This window comes from Tissierella pigra, assembly GCF_009695605.1.
Taxonomy (GTDB): domain Bacteria; phylum Bacillota; class Clostridia; order Tissierellales; family Tissierellaceae; genus Tissierella; species Tissierella pigra.
The window spans coordinates 63,080-81,363 of the sequence record NZ_VUNQ01000008.1 but is presented as its reverse complement, the minus strand read 5'-3'; the positions used below and the strand labels follow the sequence as shown (position 1 = coordinate 81,363).

Below are 18,284 nucleotides of genomic sequence, written 5' to 3'. Positions count from 1 at the left end.
GAGTCCATAGGTGTATGATACTAGGAACTTAGTATTTTTGATTATCTAAGATGTTTTGGAGTGTGATAATATGAGAAATAGAAGTAAAATAATATCTATAGTTATAATAATACTAATGGTAGCAATTACATTAGTATTATCCAAATACAATCAAAATCAGAAAAAATATAAAGAGTATACAAATGAAAAACTTAATCAGCATTTTTATAGAGTTTGTGATTATATGATAAATTCTAATGAAATCATTGAAAATGCAATTAAAAATCAGTATATCTTTGATAATGATTTAGAATATCTAAATCACCGATTTTACGTATATTTACAAAGTTTAGATGAGGTTAATGAAATATCAATGAAGTTTAAAGAATTTAATTTTTTTAGTGTGAAAGAAGAGTATGATTTTAACAGGGCGTATTCTTACTTTTATTATAATATTGATGATTTATTTGGTAGGGAACAATATGATGGTTATTCCATGAAAAAATATGAGTTAAGTGAAAGGGATTTAGATGTATTTAAACAATCTTATGAGTATACCAATAACGCTGTTAATATTATGAAAAAACATATTGAATACTACAATATGTTTGATATAGTAATTACAGAAATTGAAGGAGAAGAAAGAAGCCACCTAATGAAAGTATATAAAAAAGAGTATCTTATTCCTTGGGCTGATAACCAAGCCAGTAGTGAAGTAACTATGACAACTATTGAAGATGGAACTATAACTGAAATACCAGCTAGATATGATTATCCAGAAAAGCCTTTTATAAGTATAGACAGCCAAGAGTGGATAAATATTTATAAAGATATTTATTTACTTAATATTAATAAATAAATTTGATTAGGAAATGTGATAAATACTAAGATATATAGGAGTAGTTGTCATAATCCAATGAGTTCATTATCAATAAAAATGATTTTGAATATCAGTAAAAAGTTAATTTTGGGGATGAATTATATAATTAAGGAGTGGATATAGTTGTTTAAAGTAGATAAACTTAGTTTAAAAGCTATTGAAAAATTAACATATGATGATAGTCCAAATTTTTCAGGAATTGTTGCTGGAGAATGTAAAGGTGATATGTGGGTTGATGACTTAGATAATCCTAATATTGCATTGGTGTATTCATTTGCAGCAGATAGTTTTTCAATATTAGGAGAACCTAGTAATATTCAGATATATAATAAATTCAAAGATTTTCTACTAGAAAATATGTTTCACCAGTTAAAGGGTAAGGGTATTGATTATTTTGAGTTTTCTGTCGAATCAGAAAAAACAAAACCATATATTTTGGACATATTTAATAATCAAGTTATTCAGAGTGAAGATGAATATATACTTCGAAAGACTGATAAATATAATGGAAATAATATTGTTCCAGATGGATATGAGATATTTAAAGTTGATTATGAATTTTTAAAGAAGTTAGAAAGTGGTCTATTTGAAAATAAGGATTTTTTAGCTGAAAGATTATTAGAGTCTTGGGGTACTTATGATAATTTTTTAAATAAAAGTATAGGGTATGTAGCAGTTAATCAAAATGAAATAGTTGCTGTTATTCTTGGAACAGCTAGGTTTAAAAATATAATACCAATTGATATTGAAACTGAAAATAGTCATAGAAAGAAAGGATTAGCATTTGCCTTAGCATGTTATTTCGTAAATGAATGTATAGATAATGGAGTTATAGCACAATGGGATTGTATGGATTCTAACATAGCTTCAAGAAAAACAGCTGAAAGAGTTGGATTTCAGTTCTTTAAAAAAAATAAAGTTTATTGGTTTGACATTTAAATGAAGTATGATAAACTATTTAAATTAAATTGGAGATAGAAGATAGATTGTTGAGGAGGAACCATAATGGAACGAGTTACATTTAGGAATTCAAGGAACTTAAACTTAGTTGGACATCTATACCCGTCCACTTCTGAATCAATAATTATAATGTGCCATGGCTTTATGTCGAATAAACATTCAAAGGGACGATTTGAAAGACTTGCTACAGCATTTAATAAATCAGGTTACAACGCTTTACTTTTTGATTTTAGTGGATGTGGAGAAAGTGATGATGATATTTTGACTGTTGAAAAAGAAGCAGATGATCTGAAGTCTGCAATTCAATTTGTAAAGTCAAAAGGATATAAAAAAATTGCACTGTATGGTCATAGTCTTGGAACTCTTATTTGTTTAAAAAATTACACTCCTGAAATAATAACAATGGTGTTATCAGGTGCTGCAACCGATTCGATGAAGTATAACTGGTATGAATTTTTTACAAAAGAACAAATGGAAGAACTGGAGGAAAAAGGATATTTGACACAGTATACACCACAAGAACAGAGAAAGAAGACTATAATTGACGAAAGAATTCTAAAAGATTTTGAGTTGATTAATCAGAGGGAGCTATTAAAGGATGTTAATTGTCCAGTTCTAATAATCCATGGAAATAATGATGAGGAAGAAAAGTTACTCTATGATAGGTCCAAATCAGCAATGGCATTGCTTTCAAAGGACTCAAAATTAGAAGTTATTGATGGAGCAGATCATAGTTTCCTTGAGCATTTTCATATAGTAATAAAATTAGCTACGGAATGGTTTACAAAACATCTTGGTTAATATTGTTATAATGATGGAGTAGTTAAATGACTTTAAAATTAAACTAGTCAATAAGGAGGAAAATTATATGAGAGAAATTGTCAGAAGTGATATAAACCAAGACTGGGTACATTCAGGAATAGTTGAAGCTGGTGATTTTGCTTTTATAAATTATTGTGTTGGCAATATTGGACAACCCATAGAAAATCAGATTAATGGTGCATTTGACCATTTGGAGGAAAGATTGAAATCAATTGGTTTGACATTAGAATCAGTTGTAAAAATTGATTGTATGTTTAGAGATATTTGGAATATACCAGTGTTAGAAAAGGTAATAAAAGAAAGATTTAATGGAAAATATCCTGCTCGAAAATCAATACAAACAGAATTTGCTCATGGCGGTGGAAAGGATGGACTTCAATTTCAACTTGATGCTATAGCATTTAAGGGATAATCATGGGATCTGATGTAAGAGTTTATATATAAAAAAGTGAGATTAATATACGAGGATATTATATGAATTTTGCTTAATCTTTGATAAAACAAGGCAAAGAGATAATACTATTTGCCTTGTTTTTGATTTAAGATAGTATTGAAAACGTTATATTTTAAATGGAAGTCATTTTTGACTTCCATTTATTTATATCTTATGGATTATACTAAGTTGTCGAGATAAATAGAGTATCTATGGTGTAAGTATTTTTTATCTCTAAACAACTCATAGCTTGAATCCGATAAAATCAATCTAAGGTTTTCTACAAGTGACTATTACAAGATTTTAATTATCTTTTAACTTAATTGGAATAAAGGCTTCCATTTGAGCCCAGCCTTGAGCTTCAATAACTTCAGGAGGAGTAATAATATGTCCCATGGAATAATGATTTGGTCTTATGTCTAGTTCAAAGACCTCGGATTCTTCAATATATTTTAAAGCTTCATTATAGAGTTTTGTCCTAATATCGTCATCGCCATCTTTGTATGCGTATGTCAGGTACAAACCTCCGTCAAAATCAATTACTTCATTTCCACCACTATCTATATCTTCGCTAAGTGCAAATATCCATATAAGTCCCTGTTTTTCTTCATCAAAGCATAAGAAATCTCGTGGCAAAAAACTATCCCTATCAGATGGTTTGATGATAGAAAAATAGTCATTGAATTTTCCCAAAATACCTGATGGAGAAAAATCAAAATTTTTATCCACACCTGATGAAGCTGCTTTAAATGCTGGCAATGATATAATCCTAAACTTCATACTATAACCCCCTATTTTAATGGTAATTAAAAGTTTAAATTCTTGTTTTAGCCATCATACCATATTTTCAGAATATTGTCACCAGTTTTATATAAGCGTTATTTAGACCATATTTTATATAAATGAGAGATATTATTTGCTTTGTTTTTTATTGAAAAGGATTTAATGATAAAAGAAGGAGTTTAGAAAAAATTGTAGAATATTATATTGTTAGAAATCTTGTAGGAAAGTCAGATAATAGATTGAATTTTAATATTGCGTATTAAGTGAATTGTGATATTATACTGACCTTTAGATAGGTACTATATGAAAAACTTAATATAAGGAGAGATGTTTATGGATGATTATACCCTTATGGAGCTATCAGAAGAACAAGCTAAAGAGATTTGTAATTGGAGATATGAAGGAGAATATTCAATATATAATTTTTCAGACTGGGAAACTGTAGTAAAGAATAGATGGGAACTGTCAATAGAAGAGAAAAGGAAATCAGAATTTGTTTCTATAGTTTTAAATAGTAAATTGATTTCTTATGGTAGAATAAGCCTAAAAGATGATAAGGTATATATAGGAATTGGACTAAAACCATGTTGTTGTGGAAAAGGATATGGAAAAGATATTATGAAATTGTTAATCGAAGAATGTAAAAGAAAGTTTCCTAATAATAGGATAGCACTTGAAGTAAGAAGTTTTAATAAAAGGGCAATTAATTGTTATATAAATGTTGGTTTTAAAATTAAAGATAAATATATAAAAAAGACTTTTGATGACTCAGAAGATGAATTTTATTATATGGAATATATTGGACAATATTAGTTGGTATCTTAGATTTATTTGAAAAAATAAAGGCTAAAGACGATGAAATTAGGCAACTAGATGAAGAAATTAAGAAACTTAAAGAAGATAAGTAAAACTTAATTATTCAGTCAGTTGAAATGGAAGAACTTAAAGATGAAAACAAAATATTAAAAGAGCAACTAGGAAAATTAAAAAGTATTAAATAAGTCGCAATAGTAAATCTTAGCGTCACATCAGTAAAATAATGCAAATTAAATGGAGGATATTATGGTAGGAAAGTATAAAGTAATAACTTTGTGTGGGAGTACGAGGTTTAAAGATGAGTTTTTGAAAGTACAAAAACAATTAACTCTAGAAGGGAATATAGTTATTTCAGTAGGATTGTTTGGACATGCAGATGGTGAGTTTGAAAATGTCATAACTCCTGAAATTAAAGTAATGCTTGATGATATACATAAAAGAAAAATTGATATGTCGGATGAAATTTATGTGATTAACAAAAATGGATATATAGGCGAAAGTACAAAAGTTGAAATAGAATACGCTATAAAGACTGGAAAAAGGGTTGATTATTTAGAGTGCCATAATGCTTAGTCTGTTTCGCAATATTCTTATATGAGAATTATTAATAAATTTATTAACATGTTATATACAGAAAATAGTATAAAAAGAATGGAGGCAAGCTTTAGTAAGGATACTTATTATACACTCCCTTACTAAAAAATAGACTATGAAAATGGAAGAATTAAAATATAATATTTATAAATTAGATGATAAAGACCCTATACCCTTTGAATTATTATTATTAGCTGATCCTTCTAAAAATGTTATAGAGGATTATTTATATAGGGGAAATTGCTTTGTATATAAAACAGATGAAATAGTTGGAGTCTATGTATTAATAAAGACTAGACCAAATACTATGGAACTTGTGAATGTTGCAGTAAAGGAAAATATGCAGGGAAAGGGAATTGGAAAAAAATTAGTTTTACATGCAATATTTATGGCTAGGAAGGAAGGGGCGAATACATTAGAAATTGGAACAGGAAATTCAAGTTTGCAGCAACTTGGATTATACCAAAAATGTGGGTTTCGTATAATAGGTGTGGATAAGGACTTTTTTACGAAACATTATGAAGAAGAAATTATGGAAAATGGAATTGTTTGCAGAGATATGATTCGATTAAGTATGGATTTATAGGTTAGTATTAGAATATTGAAATTCTTATAATTTATATACAAGTTTTAGTTTGATATAGGTTTTTTGAAATAAAATTCATTATTTGAGGAGGATAAAAGTGGATAATATGGACTATGAATATAAAGTTGTTGGTAATGGGAATACAATACTTGTCATAGATGTAGGAATAGGGAATTCATTTTATGATTTGTATCCACTTTTTGAAGAGATAAAGGATTATTTTACAGTTATTATTTATCATAGACAAGGATATGGTAAGAGTAGCCTTCCAAAATCCCCCAGAACAACAAGAAATATAGCATACGAATTAAATACAATGCTTAAAGAAATTGGAATCAAAGAAAAATATATTTTAATGGGACATTCTTTCGGTGGACTATGTGTACAACAATATGCAAAAATGTATCCCAATGAAATTAAAGCTATAGTACTATTGGACTCAACTTCATATAACTTGGCACAATTAGATAACCTAGATACTCCAATAATAAATTCTCATACCTCAATAAATAAGATGGCTGATTTATTTAATGAATTATCTTTGGAATCCAGAGAAGAGCTTATTAGTCAAAATACAGATATGGTCTCTAAATATGAGAAGTATGTAGGTAGTGAAGAGTTACAAGATGTCGTGGAGTTTTTTGGCAACCCAAATCTTTATAAGACAGTGGCAGATGAATTTGCAAATTGGATACATGATGGAGAAGATATTAAAAGCATGGATACATTCCCAGATGTTCCTTTAAGAGTAATTGCTAGGGATAAGATGGCATCTGTTAGAGATTGGATGAAATATGATATTCCAGAGGAAGAAGCAGTTAGACATGAAAATAAATGGCGTGAATTACAAGAAGAATTGACACTATTATCTAATCAGGGGGAATTGATAATTGCTTCGGGTAGTGATCATCTAATATATATAGATAGACCAGATATAGTAATCGAGTGTTTAAAGTCCTTGATTTAAAAACGTAAGACAGAAAAAGAAATATTGTTATTTATAGGAGGATTTATGAAAAGAGACAAGCTAGCTGAAATTGCTAAATTAGAAGCACAAAGATGTTTTCATGGAAATGTTATGGGGCTTGAATCCAACATTGAGCCAATAATTAATTTATTTCCTAAATGGACGTAGCTGGAAAATTATGATAGCTATATAGTAGTCGCTGAAGGAAATATCAATAATGTATCTGGAACTGTAAAAAGGAATAAGAATAAAAATATAAGGGGATATATCAGAATACCTGATAACTATAACTTTATAAAATAATCAAAGCCAGAAAATTATTCTAAGTGAGGTGATTTTATTGAAATATGAGATTAGAAGAGCTGTGATAGATGACGCTGAATCTCTAGCAAATATTATCGTCGAAAGTTGGAAATCAGCTTATTCTAGTTTTATACCTGCTGATGAGATGGTTAAGTTTTTAGATAAACAAAGAAGACAACAGCAGTTTGAAAAATTGATTCAAGATAGACAAATTATTTTGATTGGAATTTGCCAGGGGACACCTTGTGGTTTAATATTTGCAAATAAAGATAATGATGAGCAATTAGAAGAATGTGGTTCTATTTATTCAATATATCTTCTTGAAGAATACTGGGGAAAAGGGTTAGCTGTTAAGTTAATGGATAAAGCTATAAGTATATTAAAAGATGAGGACTGTAGAAGGGTTTCACTATGGGTTTATGAAGATAATGTAAGGGCAATAGGATTTTATGAACGGTACGGTTTTATATTTGATGGCACTAAAAAGCATAGTCAGTTTTCCAATAAACCAATTGAACTAAGATATATATTGGATATATGAGAAGAATGATAATTAAATGTATATTTTTTACAAAACTCTATTGACTTTGACGTCGTGTTGTACATTATACTTACTTTTAAGTAAGGAGGAATTTATTATGGAATTAAAAACAATTAGTCAAGTTTCAAATGCTTTTAAAATTTCTACAAGAACACTTCGATATTACGAAGAAATAGGGCTTTTAGCCAGTTCCAAAAAAGAGGGATATGCCTATCGCAGCTATGATGAGAATGCAATTTTACGGTTGCAACAAATTGTCATTCTGAGAAAGCTACGTATTCCATTAAAACAAATTGGTGACATATTGAATAATGAAGATGTTGTTCAAGCCATTGAGGTATTTAAACAAAATATAACTAATTTAGAAAACGAAATAGCGGCATTATCAACAATCAAAGTGATTCTAAACCGTCTTATTGAAACTTTGCAGAAGAAAGTAAATCTTAAATTGAAACTTGACATATTAGGTGATGATTATATACTTGATGCAATTGATTCCTTATCCTTACAAAAAATTAGTTTTAAGGAGGAAAAGTCAATGGAAGATTTAAACAAGGCAACAGAAAGCTTATCAACACTTAAAAATGTCAGAATTGTTCATTTACCACCATTTACAGTAGCTGCAAGTCATTATATCGGAGCAAATCCTGAGGAAAGTGCAGAAAAACAATTAGAACACTTTATAAAAACAACTAATTTATATGAGATTAAACCAGATGCTCGTGTATTTGGATTTAATCATCCATGTCCATCTAATGATAGAACTGATTATGGATATGAATTTTGGATTACAATTCCTGAAGATATGGAAGTATCAGCTCCTCTTGAGAAAAAGCATTTTAATGGAGGACTATATGCTGCTCATATGATTACTTTTGGAAACTTTCATGAATGGGAATGGCTATCAAACTGGGTTAATGTCAATAATTCTAAATATGAGGCAAATTATACTGATGATGGTGGAGAATGTATGGCAGGTCTGCTAGAGGAATCACTTAATTATCTATACCGTTATGGTCGTAATTGGTCAGAGAAGGATGAACATCAACTTGATTTATTGTTTCCAATAAAATTGAAAGAACAAAAATAGGCTAATGGGGAGGTATATACTCCCTTTTATTCTATTTATATTTAAAATAAATCTTAGGAGGATAAAAATGAAGCATTCATTTAATATGATGATGCCAGATTATACATATTGGGTTTTGCATTTCAAAGGTATATTTTATGACCCGGAATTTGGAATTTTTGAAAAATGTCATCCAGATGGTAAAATAACATCATATTTGGAGATACATATAGAGTGAAGGCTTAATCAAGTTTAGAAATATAGGAATATACAATGGGAGGAAATATTAGATGGAATACTATGGTTTAACAGAGGTAGGGGCTTCGGGAATCAACGCTGATAGTTATTATATATCACAAGATGAAAAAATATTTGCAATAGCAGATGGAGCCTCAGGTGCTTTTGATAAGGTTGGGGCAGGAGTTATATGTATGAACGTAATTAAAGAATTGAACTACTATTCTTCAGGATTAAAACCACAAGAATATATTTTGCACTGTATTAATGAGGCAAATAATAGATTAATAAAAAAATCTCAAGAAGACGGTTACTTGTCATTCGGAACAATGACTATGGCAGTGGTTGATGAAGGAAGATTGAATATAGGAGCTGTAGGAGATAGCCCAGCTTTTTTAATCCAAGGGAATCAGATTAGAAAAATAATAAAGCCAAAGAAAAGATACGCAAAACTAATTGAGTTAGGAATTTTAACAGAAGAAGAAATAGATAAAGCTATTTCTTCTATACCATGTGAAATGTGGTCTATGTTTGACAACTTTCTGCCTATGGTAATACCTCAAATTGCAGTAGAGGAATATTTAATTTCACAGAATGATATTTTAATTATTTGTACTGATGGTGTTTCTGACTGGATAGATGAGGATGAATTTTTAGATATATTAAGAGACTCATCTTCTATTGAACAAGGATGTAAGAAATTCTTTTCAATTGTAAATGAAAGATGTCCAGCTAATAGATTAGATGATAAAACTATAATTGTTGTACAGGTTTAAGGACTATTTCAGTATATTTATGTTAAAATATAGTAGAGATTTAAGGAAGGAGTGGTAATATAGAATCAGTGAATATAGAAAGACCAGAAATATTATCATCTGTAATCACTAGTATTCCCCATGGTTCATCTTGTATTACGTCTGAAATGGAAAATAACATGATACAAAATGTATTACTTACGAATAACGATTGGTTTTTAAATGATCTTTATGATTTTCTATATAAGGTAAATATTGCAAAAATATCAGCTAACTATAGCAGATATGTAATTGATGTTAATAGAAATATTAGTAAAAAACATATGGAAGAAGACTATACAAAATCTTTAATTTATCATAAAACTACATTTGGTAAACATATTTATGAAAACTCTTTACCTAATAAAGTGATTGAAAGTAGGATAAAAGTATTCTACGAACCATATCATACCTGTTTATTAAATGAAATAAACAATATCTTAAAAGAAAGAAACAAAGTTTATTTACTTGATTTACATAGTTTTTATGTACAATCCACAGCTGATATTGTATTAGGAACATGTGGTGGAAGTACATGTTCCCAGGAATTTTTGAATATTGTCTATAAAGCTTTTATTGATGAAGGCTTTACTGTAAAGGTTGACGAAAAAGGTCTTAAAGGAGGATATATAGTATCACATTATAGTTCAATAGAAAATGTTGAAGCTATACAAATTGAGATACGATATACTACTTACATAGAGGATAGATATTTTGGAGAAGAAGAAATACACCATAGAGATAATATGTTATTTAATAAAACTAAAGAGCGTTTAGAGAGAGTTTTTAAAAACATTGTGAAAATGGTGGACAACTAATAATTAAATAGAAAATAGTTTCAAATAAAGATATATTAGATGTAGTATATAATAAAGGATTAAATTATTTATAGAGGTGAAAAGAATGAAAACAATTGATATGCACTGTGATACAGTTTTAAGAATGATGGAAGATAAGGAAAATATAGGATTATATGAGAATGACTTTAGTATAGATATTAAGAAGTTGAAGAAAGGAAATTCATTAGCTCAATTCTTTGCTATGTGGGTAGATTTAGAAAAAGCTGTAAATTCATTGGAAGTATGTTTTGAGATGATTGATAAGTTTTATATAGAACTTGAAAAAAACGCCAATAATATTTCTCTAGCAACCAATTATGAAGATATAATAAAAAATCATGAGGAAGGTAAGATTTCTGCTGTACTTGCCATAGAAGAAGGGGGAACTATTAAAGGAGAAATACATAATTTAAGAAATTTCCATAGAATAGGAGTAAGAGCCATAACTCTTACATGGAATACAGCTAATGAAATAGGTTATCCTAATATAAAGGAAGACTATAGAGATAAGGGTCTAACTAGTTTTGGTGAGGAAGTTGTATATGAAATGAATAGATTAGGTATGCTTATAGATGTTTCTCATCTTTCGGATAAAGGGTTTTATGATGTATCTAGATTAAGCTCTAAGCCATTTATAGCATCTCACTCAAATTCAAGGGTAATGAAGGATCACTCTAGGAACCTTACAGATAATATGATAAGGATTTTATCAGAAAAAGGTGGAACTATGGGTATATGTTTTGAAAGAGATTTTTTAGGTGAAAGTAAAAATGCAAGGATAGAGGATATGGTAAGGCATATTAAGCATATTAAAAATATAGGCGGAATAGATGTAATAGCATTAGGTTCTGATTATGATGGATCTCACCCAAATTGTGAAATAGACAATATAGGTGAAATAGAAAAGTTAGCATTTGCATTAAAGGACAATAAATTTTCAGAAGATGAAATAGATAAGATATTTTATAAAAATGCTTTGAGAGTAATTAAGGATGTATTATAATTTGTTATAAAGATGAATATTTGTGATTGTAAAAACAAGTTTTGCTTATATTCATATAGAGGTGAATTGATTGAAAGATTATAAAAAGATGATTTTTGTTTCTTTAGTAGTTGCAGTAGCGTCTCAGGTGGGGCTTGGACTTATTAGTAGTGACTTTATAGTGTCTGCAGGAATAATATCTTTCATGCTATTTCTTTTTTATTATGAAGATTTAAAGCCTATTCCAACAGGAATATTATCAGGGATAATGGTATATCTTCTTAGGGTACTAGTTCATTACTTAGGAAAAGGAAATATTATGGATGCCATAACATCCTATCAGCAAGAAATACTATTTTATATGTTTTACTCTATTATATACTCTCTATTAATAAGGAAGGGAAATAAAAATAATATAAATTTTTTATTTTTTACTATGGTAATTAGTGATTTTGGTGCTAACTTTATAGAGGTATATGTAAGAACTTCTATAGATGTTTTTTCTTCTCTTAAAGAAGTGGGAGGTACTTTACTTGTAGTAAGTATAATTCGTTCAGCTATCCTGTGGCTAGTATTAAATGCTTTAAAATATTATAGGATGTTTCTTATGAAGGAAGAGCATGAAAGAAGATATAAAAGATTATTGTGGCTAACTTCCCAATTAAAGACAGAGATGTATTGGATTGAAAAGAATATGGATCATATTGAAAAAGTTATGTCTGAGTCGTATAAGCTATTTGAAAAAATAAATCTTAATATAGATAATGAAACTTGGGCTAATCTAGCATTGTCTATTGCTAGAGATGTACATGAAATAAAGAAGGAAAATGGATTAGTAATTCGTGGAATAAAAGAGATTACAGAGAATCAACTTAATGATAAGGGTATGGATTTTAAAGATATTATCAATATACTTTCTGAAACCATGAAGAGAGAAATAAAAAGAGTAAATAAAGATATAAACCTTACATTTAATACAGGGAAGAATTTCTATACATCTAAGCACTATTATCTCATGTCCATATTTCGCAATCTTATAATGAATAGTATGGATGCTATGCCAGAGGATAAAAAAGATGGGGTAATAATTGTGATCCATGAAGTAGATAAAAATAATCATAGATTTACAATAGCCGATAATGGAACTGGTATTGATGAAGAAGGCTTAAATCATATATTTTCACCTGGGTTTTCAACGAAGATAAATTATAGTACAGGTGAAATAAATAGAGGGCTAGGATTAAGTATAGTGAAGTATATAGTTGAGGAACAATTAAATGGGAATATAAGTGCTAGTTCTAAAAAAGGAGAAGGAACTGACTTTTATATATCTATTCCCAAAGAATCATTGGAGGAAGAAGTAGAATGAGAATATATATAGTTGAAGATGATGAAAATATTATTAGAATTCTTGAAAGAATTATTATAGATAAAAGTTTAGGTGATGTAATAGGAAAATCAGGCAATGGAAATAGTGGCATAAATGAGATAGAAAGATTGAAACCAGATATTGTATTAGTTGATTTACTTATGCCGGGGAAAGATGGTATCAGTTTAGTAAGAGAGGCAAAAATGATTTATCCGGATGTACAATATATTATGATCTCTCAAGTATCTTCTAAGGACATGATTTCAAAGGCTTATCAAAGTGGTGTAGAATACTATATTTCAAAGCCAATAGATGCCATAGAAGTTCAGACTGTTATTAATAAAGTAAAAGAGAAAATTAATATGAATAAGAAATTATCTCAAATCCAAAGCTTATTTTCAGGTGAAGAAAAAGATACTAAAAAGGTGTCTAATAAGTCTCAAGATATAGAAGGGGTAAAAAGAGTTATGCAAAGAATAGGATTAATAGGTGAACTGGGAAGTCAAGATATACTTGATGTGACTAAATATTTAATAGATACAAGTAAAAGTATGTCTGATTTCACAGTAAAAGAACTTTGTAGCAAGTTCACTGATAATCCTAAAACTATGGAGCAAAGAATCAGAAGAACAGCAACAGTGGGAATGATTAATTTAGCCAATATTGGAATTGAGGATTATATGAACGAAATATTTACTGAGTATTCCAATGGATTATATAATTTTGAACAATTAAAAATAGAGATGGATTTCATTAGAGGAAAAACAAAAAAAAGAGGAAAAGTAAATATTAAAAAGTTTATAGATGGAATGGTATATTACGGAAAGCTACAATAACATAAAAATCTGCATAAGATATTATCTTATGCAGATTTTTTATTGCTACAAGATCAACTATAGAAAAATTTAATAAAATTTTATTTGAATTTGAAACTTTTAATAACTATTTGAAGTTCATAGTTTATAATGAGTTTGTGAATTAGAAAACTAATTTGCATTGTGTGAGTATTAAAATTAATAGCAAAATTACTTAATAACAGGAGGTTATATTAATGGAAGTAGTAAAAACTATAGTTGGTTTTGTAAACACTATACTATGGGACTATGTATTAATATTTGGTCTAATAGGTGTTGGAATTTATATGACAGTGAGACTTAAATTCCCACAGTTCACAAGATTATTTCCAGCATTAAAAGAAATGGTAGCAGGTATAGTTAATAAAGAAGAAGTTGAAGAAGGAAAGATGACACCTTTTCAAGCTTTGTCAACAGCAGTTGCTGCACAAGTTGGGACAGGTAATATAGTAGGGGTAGCCACAGCCATAGCGGCTGGAGGACCAGGAGCAGCATTTTGGATGTTAATATCAGCATTCTTTGGAATGGCTACAATTTTTAGTGAATCAGTTTTAGCTCAGAAATATAGAGAAACAAAAGACGGAGAACTAGTAGGTGGACCTGCATATTATATAAAGAATGGTTTAAAATCTAAAGGTTTAGCAATATTTTTCTCTGTAACTGCAATTATTGCATTAGGTATTGTTGGTATAATGGTACAATCCAATTCAGTGGCAGGATCTGTAAGTCAAGCTTTTGGAGTACCAGTAATCGCAGTTACCATTGGACTTGCAATAGTAGTAGCACTTATATTGATGGGTGGAATGGGAAGAATAGCATCCTTTGCAGAGACAGTAGTGCCAATTATGGCAGGTGCTTATATATTAGGTAGTTTAGCAATTATAGTAATGAATTATGCTAATTTTATTCCAGCAGTAAAGAGTATATTTATAGGAGCATTTTCACCTGGAGCAATTGGCGGAGGTGTACTAGGTATAACTGTTCAGCAAACGGTAAGATTTGGTCTAGCTAGAGGACTTTTCTCAAACGAAGCTGGGATGGGTTCAACGCCACATTCCCATGCCGTGGCAGATACGAAACATCCAGCTGAACAAGGATTTACAGCAATGATAGGAGTATTTATATCAACATTTTTAATTTGTACATCAACAGTAATGGTAAATATTGCATCAGGAGCATATAACATAGGTATATCGGCAGCTGAAATGACTCAAGGAGCAACTGTAATGACTCAGAATGGATTTGCAGCAGGATTTGGATCATTTGGAGGAATGTTTTTATCAATCTGTTTATCATTCTTCTCACTTACTACAATAGTAGGATGGTACTTCTTTGCAGAATCAAACGTTAAGATGGTACTAAATGCTAAGCCTGTAACTATAAATGCTTTTAAAGGTATTGTTCTTACTGCATTAGTAATAGGAACAGTAATAGATCCAACATTTGTATGGGAGTTAGCAGATATGTTTATGGGTATAATGGCTGTACCAAATATCATCGCTTTATTCTTATTATCTAAAGAAGTTAAATATATATTAGATGACTATGACTCAAAAGTAGCAGTTGGAAAGCTTCACTGGGAATATGAATATCAAAATATTGAAGAAAAGAAAAATAATAAAAAATCAGTATTAAGAAAAGGTTTAAGTACAACAATAATAAAGTAATAATCCTCAAAATTGATGTAATAAATTTTATGACACAGGGATAATATCCTAAAGTAAAAAGGTAGACAGCAAAAGCTGTCTACCTTATTTATGTTTTTGGAATTAAATGTTACAATCCTATTAGGAGGTGTTAGATTTGAAAAATAAAATAATTACGGAAATTTGTGTAGATTCTATAGAATCGGCTTTAGCAGCTGAAAGAGGAGGAGCAAATAGAATAGAGCTTTGTGATAATTTAATAGGCGGTGGAACTACGCCGAGTTTGGGAATGATGGAATTGGTTAGAAAGTATTTAGCCATTGATATTAATATAATGATTCGACCAAGAAGTGGTGATTTCTGTTATTCTTCTTTTGAATTTGAGGTAATGAAGAAAGATATTGAACATGCTAAACAATGTGGAATGAATGGTATAGTAGTTGGTATCTTAAATCAAAATGGTGAAATAGATATGGAAAAAATGGGGGAATTAATAGAATTATCTAAACCTCTTAAAGTTACATTTCATAGAGCTTTTGATATGGTTAAAGACCCTTTTAAGACTTTAGATATATTAATTGAACTTGGTGTAGAGCGAATACTAACATCTGGACAAGAAAATAAAGCCATAGATGGAATAAACTTAATTAAAGAATTAGTCAATAGGGCAGATGGAAAGATAATTATTATGCCAGGGGCAGGAATTAATAAAAATAATATAAATACAATAATTGAAACCACAGGGGTAAAAGAAGTCCATTTATCTGCGAAAAAAAAGGTAGAAAGTGTTATGAAATATAGAAATCAAAGTGTAAATATGGGAGGAAGCATAGCAATTCCCGAATATGATAATTACTTTACCTGTGAAGATACTGTAAAGACTATAATTGAAATTTTAAATCCATAGGAGGAATAAAATGAAAAATATAGCGTGTTTTGATATAGGGGGAACTTTCATAAAATATGGTATATTAGATATAAATGGCAGTATCTTATTTAAAGAAAAGTTTCCTTCGCCTAAAAGAGATTGTAAAAAGGAAATCCCCTTAGAGATAGGCAAAAAGATAGAAGAACTCAAGAATGATTATACTATACAAGCTATTGGAATAAGTACTGCAGGTAAGATAAATAGTAATAAAGGTGAGATTATATTTGCAAGTCATAATTTGCCAGGATATACTGGGGCAAAACTATCAAAGGATATAAAGGAATTAACAGGATTAGAAACTTTTATAGAAAATGATGTTAATGCAGCAGCCTTGGGAGAGTATTGGAAAGGTGCTGGACAAGGCATAGAAAACTTTGTATGTATGACTATTGGAACGGGAATAGGATCAGCAATAGTGATTGATGGAAAACTACATAGAGGAGTTGGTGAGGGTTCGGGAGAATTAGGTCATACAATTATTAATGAAGATGGGGTAAATTGTAACTGTGGCAGTAATGGATGTTATGAAAGATACGCCTCCACTTCTTCTCTTGTTAGAGAATATGAAAGAAAAGCCAATCTTTTAAGTGGTTCAATTACTGGAAAAGATATAATGAATAAGGTTAAGGATAAAGAGATTTTAGCAGTAGAAGTTTATAATAAATTTTTAAACCATGTAGTGACTGGACTAGTGAATATCACTCATATATTGGATTTAGGATTAATTATAGTTGGTGGTGGTATTTCAGAGTCGGGGGATTTGTTTTTTGAAGAGATAAATAATATTTTTTCAAAAAAAGTAATGCCTTCCTATAGTGAATATACTAAAATTGTACAGGCGAAGTTAGGAAATGATGCAGGTTTAGTAGGCGTTTGTTATAGTGTATTAAAAAAATTAAATTATATAAAATAGGAGGTATATAATGAGCTGGGGAATAATAGGTACTTGGAGAATGGCTTTAGAAGGAATAGTAGAGGCAGAAAAACTTTTAAAAGATGGACAAACATCAATAGATGCTATTGAACTGGCAGTAAAGATGGTAGAGGATCATCCAGAATATAGGTCAGTAGGCTATGGAGGATTGCCAAATCAAGATTGTGAAGTTGAACTTGATGCAGCTTTTATGGATGGAGATACCCTCTCTATTGGGGCAGTAGGAAGTATTAAGGATTTTAAAAATCCAATTTCAATAGCAAGAAAACTAATGGATGAAAAATATAATATATTTTTAGTAGGGCAAGGTGCTGAAAAATATGCACATACCATGGGATTTGAAAGAGTAAATATGCTTACAGATTACTCAAAGAAGGAATGGGAAAAAAAGAAAAGTCAGGTGAAATTAGATAAACTTAAAGCATATGATGGACATGATACTGTTGGAGTAGTTGGACTAGATAAAAATGGGAAGATAGTTGCTGCCACATCTACCAGTGGGCTTTTTATGAAAAGACCTGGAAGAATTGGAGACTCACCATTATCAGGTTCAGGATTTTATGCAGACAGCGAAATAGGAGCTGCCAGTGCCACTGGAGTAGGTGAAGATATAATGAAAGGTTGTATCTCATATGAGATAGTACGTCTTATGGAAGAAGGACTTCATCCACAGGATGCTGCAGAAAAAGCTGTAAATAAATTAAATAAAAAATTGATTTCAAAAAGAGGAAAAGCAAAAGATATTTCTGTAGTATGTATGAACAATAAAGGACAATGGGGTGTAGCAACAAATATAAGTAAGTTTTCTTTTGTTGTAGCAACTGAAACTGAAAAGCCTACAGTATATATTGCATCTTTTAACGAAGGCAAAACCACTTATGTGAAGGCAACCCAAGAATGGATTGATACTCATACAGAGTAGAATAATAAAGAAATCATTATATAAATTTAAAATCGATAAATTGGGG

22 protein-coding genes are annotated in these 18,284 nt (G+C 29.8%); 21 read left to right on the top strand and 1 reads right to left on the bottom strand.

What is annotated here, in order from left to right:
• Window positions 1-70: 70 nt before the first annotated feature.
• The 4 genes from FYJ83_RS05445 (at window position 71) to FYJ83_RS05430 (ending at window position 3,053) form a co-directional block, all read left to right on the top strand.
• Window positions 71-838: a hypothetical protein gene (locus tag FYJ83_RS05445; protein WP_154439323.1), complete on the top strand. Its 768-nt coding sequence runs from the start codon at window positions 71-73 to the stop codon at window positions 836-838.
• 144 nt (window positions 839-982) lie between these two features.
• Window positions 983-1,798, top strand: coding sequence for a GNAT family N-acetyltransferase (locus FYJ83_RS05440; RefSeq protein ID WP_154439322.1), 816 nt, complete (start codon window positions 983-985; stop codon window positions 1,796-1,798).
• A gap of 66 nt (window positions 1,799-1,864) precedes the next feature.
• On the top strand, window positions 1,865-2,620 hold the full coding sequence (locus tag FYJ83_RS05435) for an alpha/beta hydrolase (protein ID WP_154439321.1): 756 nt from the start codon (window positions 1,865-1,867) through the stop codon (window positions 2,618-2,620).
• A 67-nt stretch (window positions 2,621-2,687) separates the two neighbouring features.
• The gene (locus tag FYJ83_RS05430) at window positions 2,688-3,053 is read left to right on the top strand and encodes a RidA family protein (RefSeq protein ID WP_154439320.1); all 366 of its coding nucleotides are present in this window, start codon (window positions 2,688-2,690) and stop codon (window positions 3,051-3,053) included.
• 324 nt (window positions 3,054-3,377) lie between these two features.
• Here the strand turns inward: FYJ83_RS05430 and FYJ83_RS05425 are convergent, their stop codons facing one another.
• Window positions 3,378-3,854 carry a GyrI-like domain-containing protein gene (locus FYJ83_RS05425; RefSeq protein WP_154439319.1) on the bottom strand — a complete coding sequence of 159 codons (477 nt, stop codon included), beginning with the start codon at window positions 3,852-3,854 and terminating at the stop codon, window positions 3,378-3,380.
• Window positions 3,855-4,190: 336 nt separating this feature from the next.
• Here FYJ83_RS05425 and FYJ83_RS05420 point away from each other — a divergent pair, with 336 nt between their 5' ends.
• The 17 genes from FYJ83_RS05420 to FYJ83_RS05345 all read left to right on the top strand — a co-directional run bounded on the left by FYJ83_RS05420 (window position 4,191) and on the right by FYJ83_RS05345 (window position 18,238).
• Window positions 4,191-4,670, top strand: coding sequence for a GNAT family N-acetyltransferase (locus FYJ83_RS05420; protein ID WP_229768495.1), 480 nt, complete (start codon window positions 4,191-4,193; stop codon window positions 4,668-4,670).
• A gap of 249 nt (window positions 4,671-4,919) precedes the next feature.
• On the top strand, window positions 4,920-5,246 hold the full coding sequence (locus FYJ83_RS05415; RefSeq protein ID WP_154439318.1) for a hypothetical protein: 327 nt from the start codon (window positions 4,920-4,922) through the stop codon (window positions 5,244-5,246).
• Between the two features lie 142 nt (window positions 5,247-5,388).
• The gene (locus tag FYJ83_RS05410; RefSeq protein WP_154439317.1) at window positions 5,389-5,853 is read left to right on the top strand and encodes a GNAT family N-acetyltransferase; all 465 of its coding nucleotides are present in this window, start codon (window positions 5,389-5,391) and stop codon (window positions 5,851-5,853) included.
• Window positions 5,854-5,959: 106 nt separating this feature from the next.
• Complete coding sequence (locus FYJ83_RS05405; protein WP_229768497.1) at window positions 5,960-6,820, top strand: alpha/beta hydrolase; 861 nt, start codon at window positions 5,960-5,962, stop codon at window positions 6,818-6,820.
• A gap of 45 nt (window positions 6,821-6,865) precedes the next feature.
• Complete coding sequence (locus FYJ83_RS20215; protein WP_268233507.1) at window positions 6,866-6,988, top strand: hypothetical protein; 123 nt, start codon at window positions 6,866-6,868, stop codon at window positions 6,986-6,988.
• 172 nt (window positions 6,989-7,160) lie between these two features.
• Window positions 7,161-7,664 carry a GNAT family N-acetyltransferase gene (locus FYJ83_RS05400; protein WP_154439315.1) on the top strand — a complete coding sequence of 168 codons (504 nt, stop codon included), beginning with the start codon at window positions 7,161-7,163 and terminating at the stop codon, window positions 7,662-7,664.
• Between the two features lie 40 nt (window positions 7,665-7,704).
• On the top strand, window positions 7,705-8,754 hold the full coding sequence (locus FYJ83_RS05395; RefSeq protein ID WP_229768494.1) for a MerR family transcriptional regulator: 1,050 nt from the start codon (window positions 7,705-7,707) through the stop codon (window positions 8,752-8,754).
• Between the two features lie 67 nt (window positions 8,755-8,821).
• Window positions 8,822-8,971: a hypothetical protein gene (locus tag FYJ83_RS05390; RefSeq protein ID WP_154439313.1), complete on the top strand. Its 150-nt coding sequence runs from the start codon at window positions 8,822-8,824 to the stop codon at window positions 8,969-8,971.
• A gap of 52 nt (window positions 8,972-9,023) precedes the next feature.
• Window positions 9,024-9,746 carry a PP2C family protein-serine/threonine phosphatase gene (locus tag FYJ83_RS05385; RefSeq protein WP_154439312.1) on the top strand — a complete coding sequence of 241 codons (723 nt, stop codon included), beginning with the start codon at window positions 9,024-9,026 and terminating at the stop codon, window positions 9,744-9,746.
• A gap of 68 nt (window positions 9,747-9,814) precedes the next feature.
• On the top strand, window positions 9,815-10,582 hold the full coding sequence (locus tag FYJ83_RS05380; RefSeq protein WP_154439311.1) for an N-formylglutamate amidohydrolase: 768 nt from the start codon (window positions 9,815-9,817) through the stop codon (window positions 10,580-10,582).
• 85 nt (window positions 10,583-10,667) lie between these two features.
• A complete protein-coding gene (locus FYJ83_RS05375; RefSeq protein ID WP_154439310.1) occupies window positions 10,668-11,606 on the top strand; it encodes a dipeptidase in 939 nt (312 codons plus the stop codon).
• Window positions 11,607-11,676: 70 nt separating this feature from the next.
• Window positions 11,677-12,954 carry an ATP-binding protein gene (locus FYJ83_RS05370; protein ID WP_154439309.1) on the top strand — a complete coding sequence of 426 codons (1,278 nt, stop codon included), beginning with the start codon at window positions 11,677-11,679 and terminating at the stop codon, window positions 12,952-12,954.
• Window positions 12,951-13,790: a response regulator gene (locus FYJ83_RS05365; protein WP_154439308.1), complete on the top strand. Its 840-nt coding sequence runs from the start codon at window positions 12,951-12,953 to the stop codon at window positions 13,788-13,790. Before FYJ83_RS05370 ends, FYJ83_RS05365 begins: the two co-directional genes overlap by 4 nt.
• 215 nt (window positions 13,791-14,005) lie before the next feature.
• Window positions 14,006-15,475, top strand: a complete 1,470-nt coding sequence (locus FYJ83_RS05360; protein ID WP_154439307.1) for an alanine/glycine:cation symporter family protein — start codon at window positions 14,006-14,008, stop codon at window positions 15,473-15,475.
• Window positions 15,476-15,611: 136 nt separating this feature from the next.
• Window positions 15,612-16,361, top strand: a complete 750-nt coding sequence (locus FYJ83_RS05355; RefSeq protein WP_154439306.1) for a copper homeostasis protein CutC — start codon at window positions 15,612-15,614, stop codon at window positions 16,359-16,361.
• A 10-nt stretch (window positions 16,362-16,371) separates the two neighbouring features.
• On the top strand, window positions 16,372-17,295 hold the full coding sequence (locus FYJ83_RS05350; protein WP_154439305.1) for an ROK family protein: 924 nt from the start codon (window positions 16,372-16,374) through the stop codon (window positions 17,293-17,295).
• A 10-nt stretch (window positions 17,296-17,305) separates the two neighbouring features.
• Entirely contained in the window at window positions 17,306-18,238 is a 933-nt protein-coding gene (locus FYJ83_RS05345) for a N(4)-(beta-N-acetylglucosaminyl)-L-asparaginase (protein ID WP_154439304.1), read from the top strand.
• Window positions 18,239-18,284 lie beyond the last annotated feature (46 nt).

Excerpts from the sequence above, each read along its gene's own strand:
- FYJ83_RS05435 (WP_154439321.1), top strand. The coding sequence starts at position 1,865 with ATGGAACGAGTTACATTTAGGAATTCAAGGAACTTAAACTTAGTTGGA.
- FYJ83_RS05445 (WP_154439323.1), top strand. The coding sequence starts at position 71 with ATGAGAAATAGAAGTAAAATAATATCTATAGTTATAATAATACTAATG.
- FYJ83_RS05350 (WP_154439305.1), top strand. The coding sequence starts at position 16,372 with ATGAAAAATATAGCGTGTTTTGATATAGGGGGAACTTTCATAAAATAT.
- FYJ83_RS05360 (WP_154439307.1), top strand. The coding sequence starts at position 14,006 with ATGGAAGTAGTAAAAACTATAGTTGGTTTTGTAAACACTATACTATGG.
- FYJ83_RS05410 (WP_154439317.1), top strand. The coding sequence starts at position 5,389 with ATGGAAGAATTAAAATATAATATTTATAAATTAGATGATAAAGACCCT.
- FYJ83_RS05365 (WP_154439308.1), top strand. The coding sequence starts at position 12,951 with ATGAGAATATATATAGTTGAAGATGATGAAAATATTATTAGAATTCTT.
- FYJ83_RS05430 (WP_154439320.1), top strand. The coding sequence starts at position 2,688 with ATGAGAGAAATTGTCAGAAGTGATATAAACCAAGACTGGGTACATTCA.
- FYJ83_RS05415 (WP_154439318.1), top strand. The coding sequence starts at position 4,920 with ATGGTAGGAAAGTATAAAGTAATAACTTTGTGTGGGAGTACGAGGTTT.
- FYJ83_RS05425 (WP_154439319.1), bottom strand. The coding sequence starts at position 3,854 with ATGAAGTTTAGGATTATATCATTGCCAGCATTTAAAGCAGCTTCATCA.
- FYJ83_RS05405 (WP_229768497.1), top strand. The coding sequence starts at position 5,960 with ATGGACTATGAATATAAAGTTGTTGGTAATGGGAATACAATACTTGTC.
- FYJ83_RS05390 (WP_154439313.1), top strand. The coding sequence starts at position 8,822 with ATGAAGCATTCATTTAATATGATGATGCCAGATTATACATATTGGGTT.
- FYJ83_RS20215 (WP_268233507.1), top strand. The coding sequence starts at position 6,866 with ATGAAAAGAGACAAGCTAGCTGAAATTGCTAAATTAGAAGCACAAAGA.
- FYJ83_RS05420 (WP_229768495.1), top strand. The coding sequence starts at position 4,191 with ATGGATGATTATACCCTTATGGAGCTATCAGAAGAACAAGCTAAAGAG.
- FYJ83_RS05345 (WP_154439304.1), top strand. The coding sequence starts at position 17,306 with ATGAGCTGGGGAATAATAGGTACTTGGAGAATGGCTTTAGAAGGAATA.
- FYJ83_RS05375 (WP_154439310.1), top strand. The coding sequence starts at position 10,668 with ATGAAAACAATTGATATGCACTGTGATACAGTTTTAAGAATGATGGAA.
- FYJ83_RS05385 (WP_154439312.1), top strand. The coding sequence starts at position 9,024 with ATGGAATACTATGGTTTAACAGAGGTAGGGGCTTCGGGAATCAACGCT.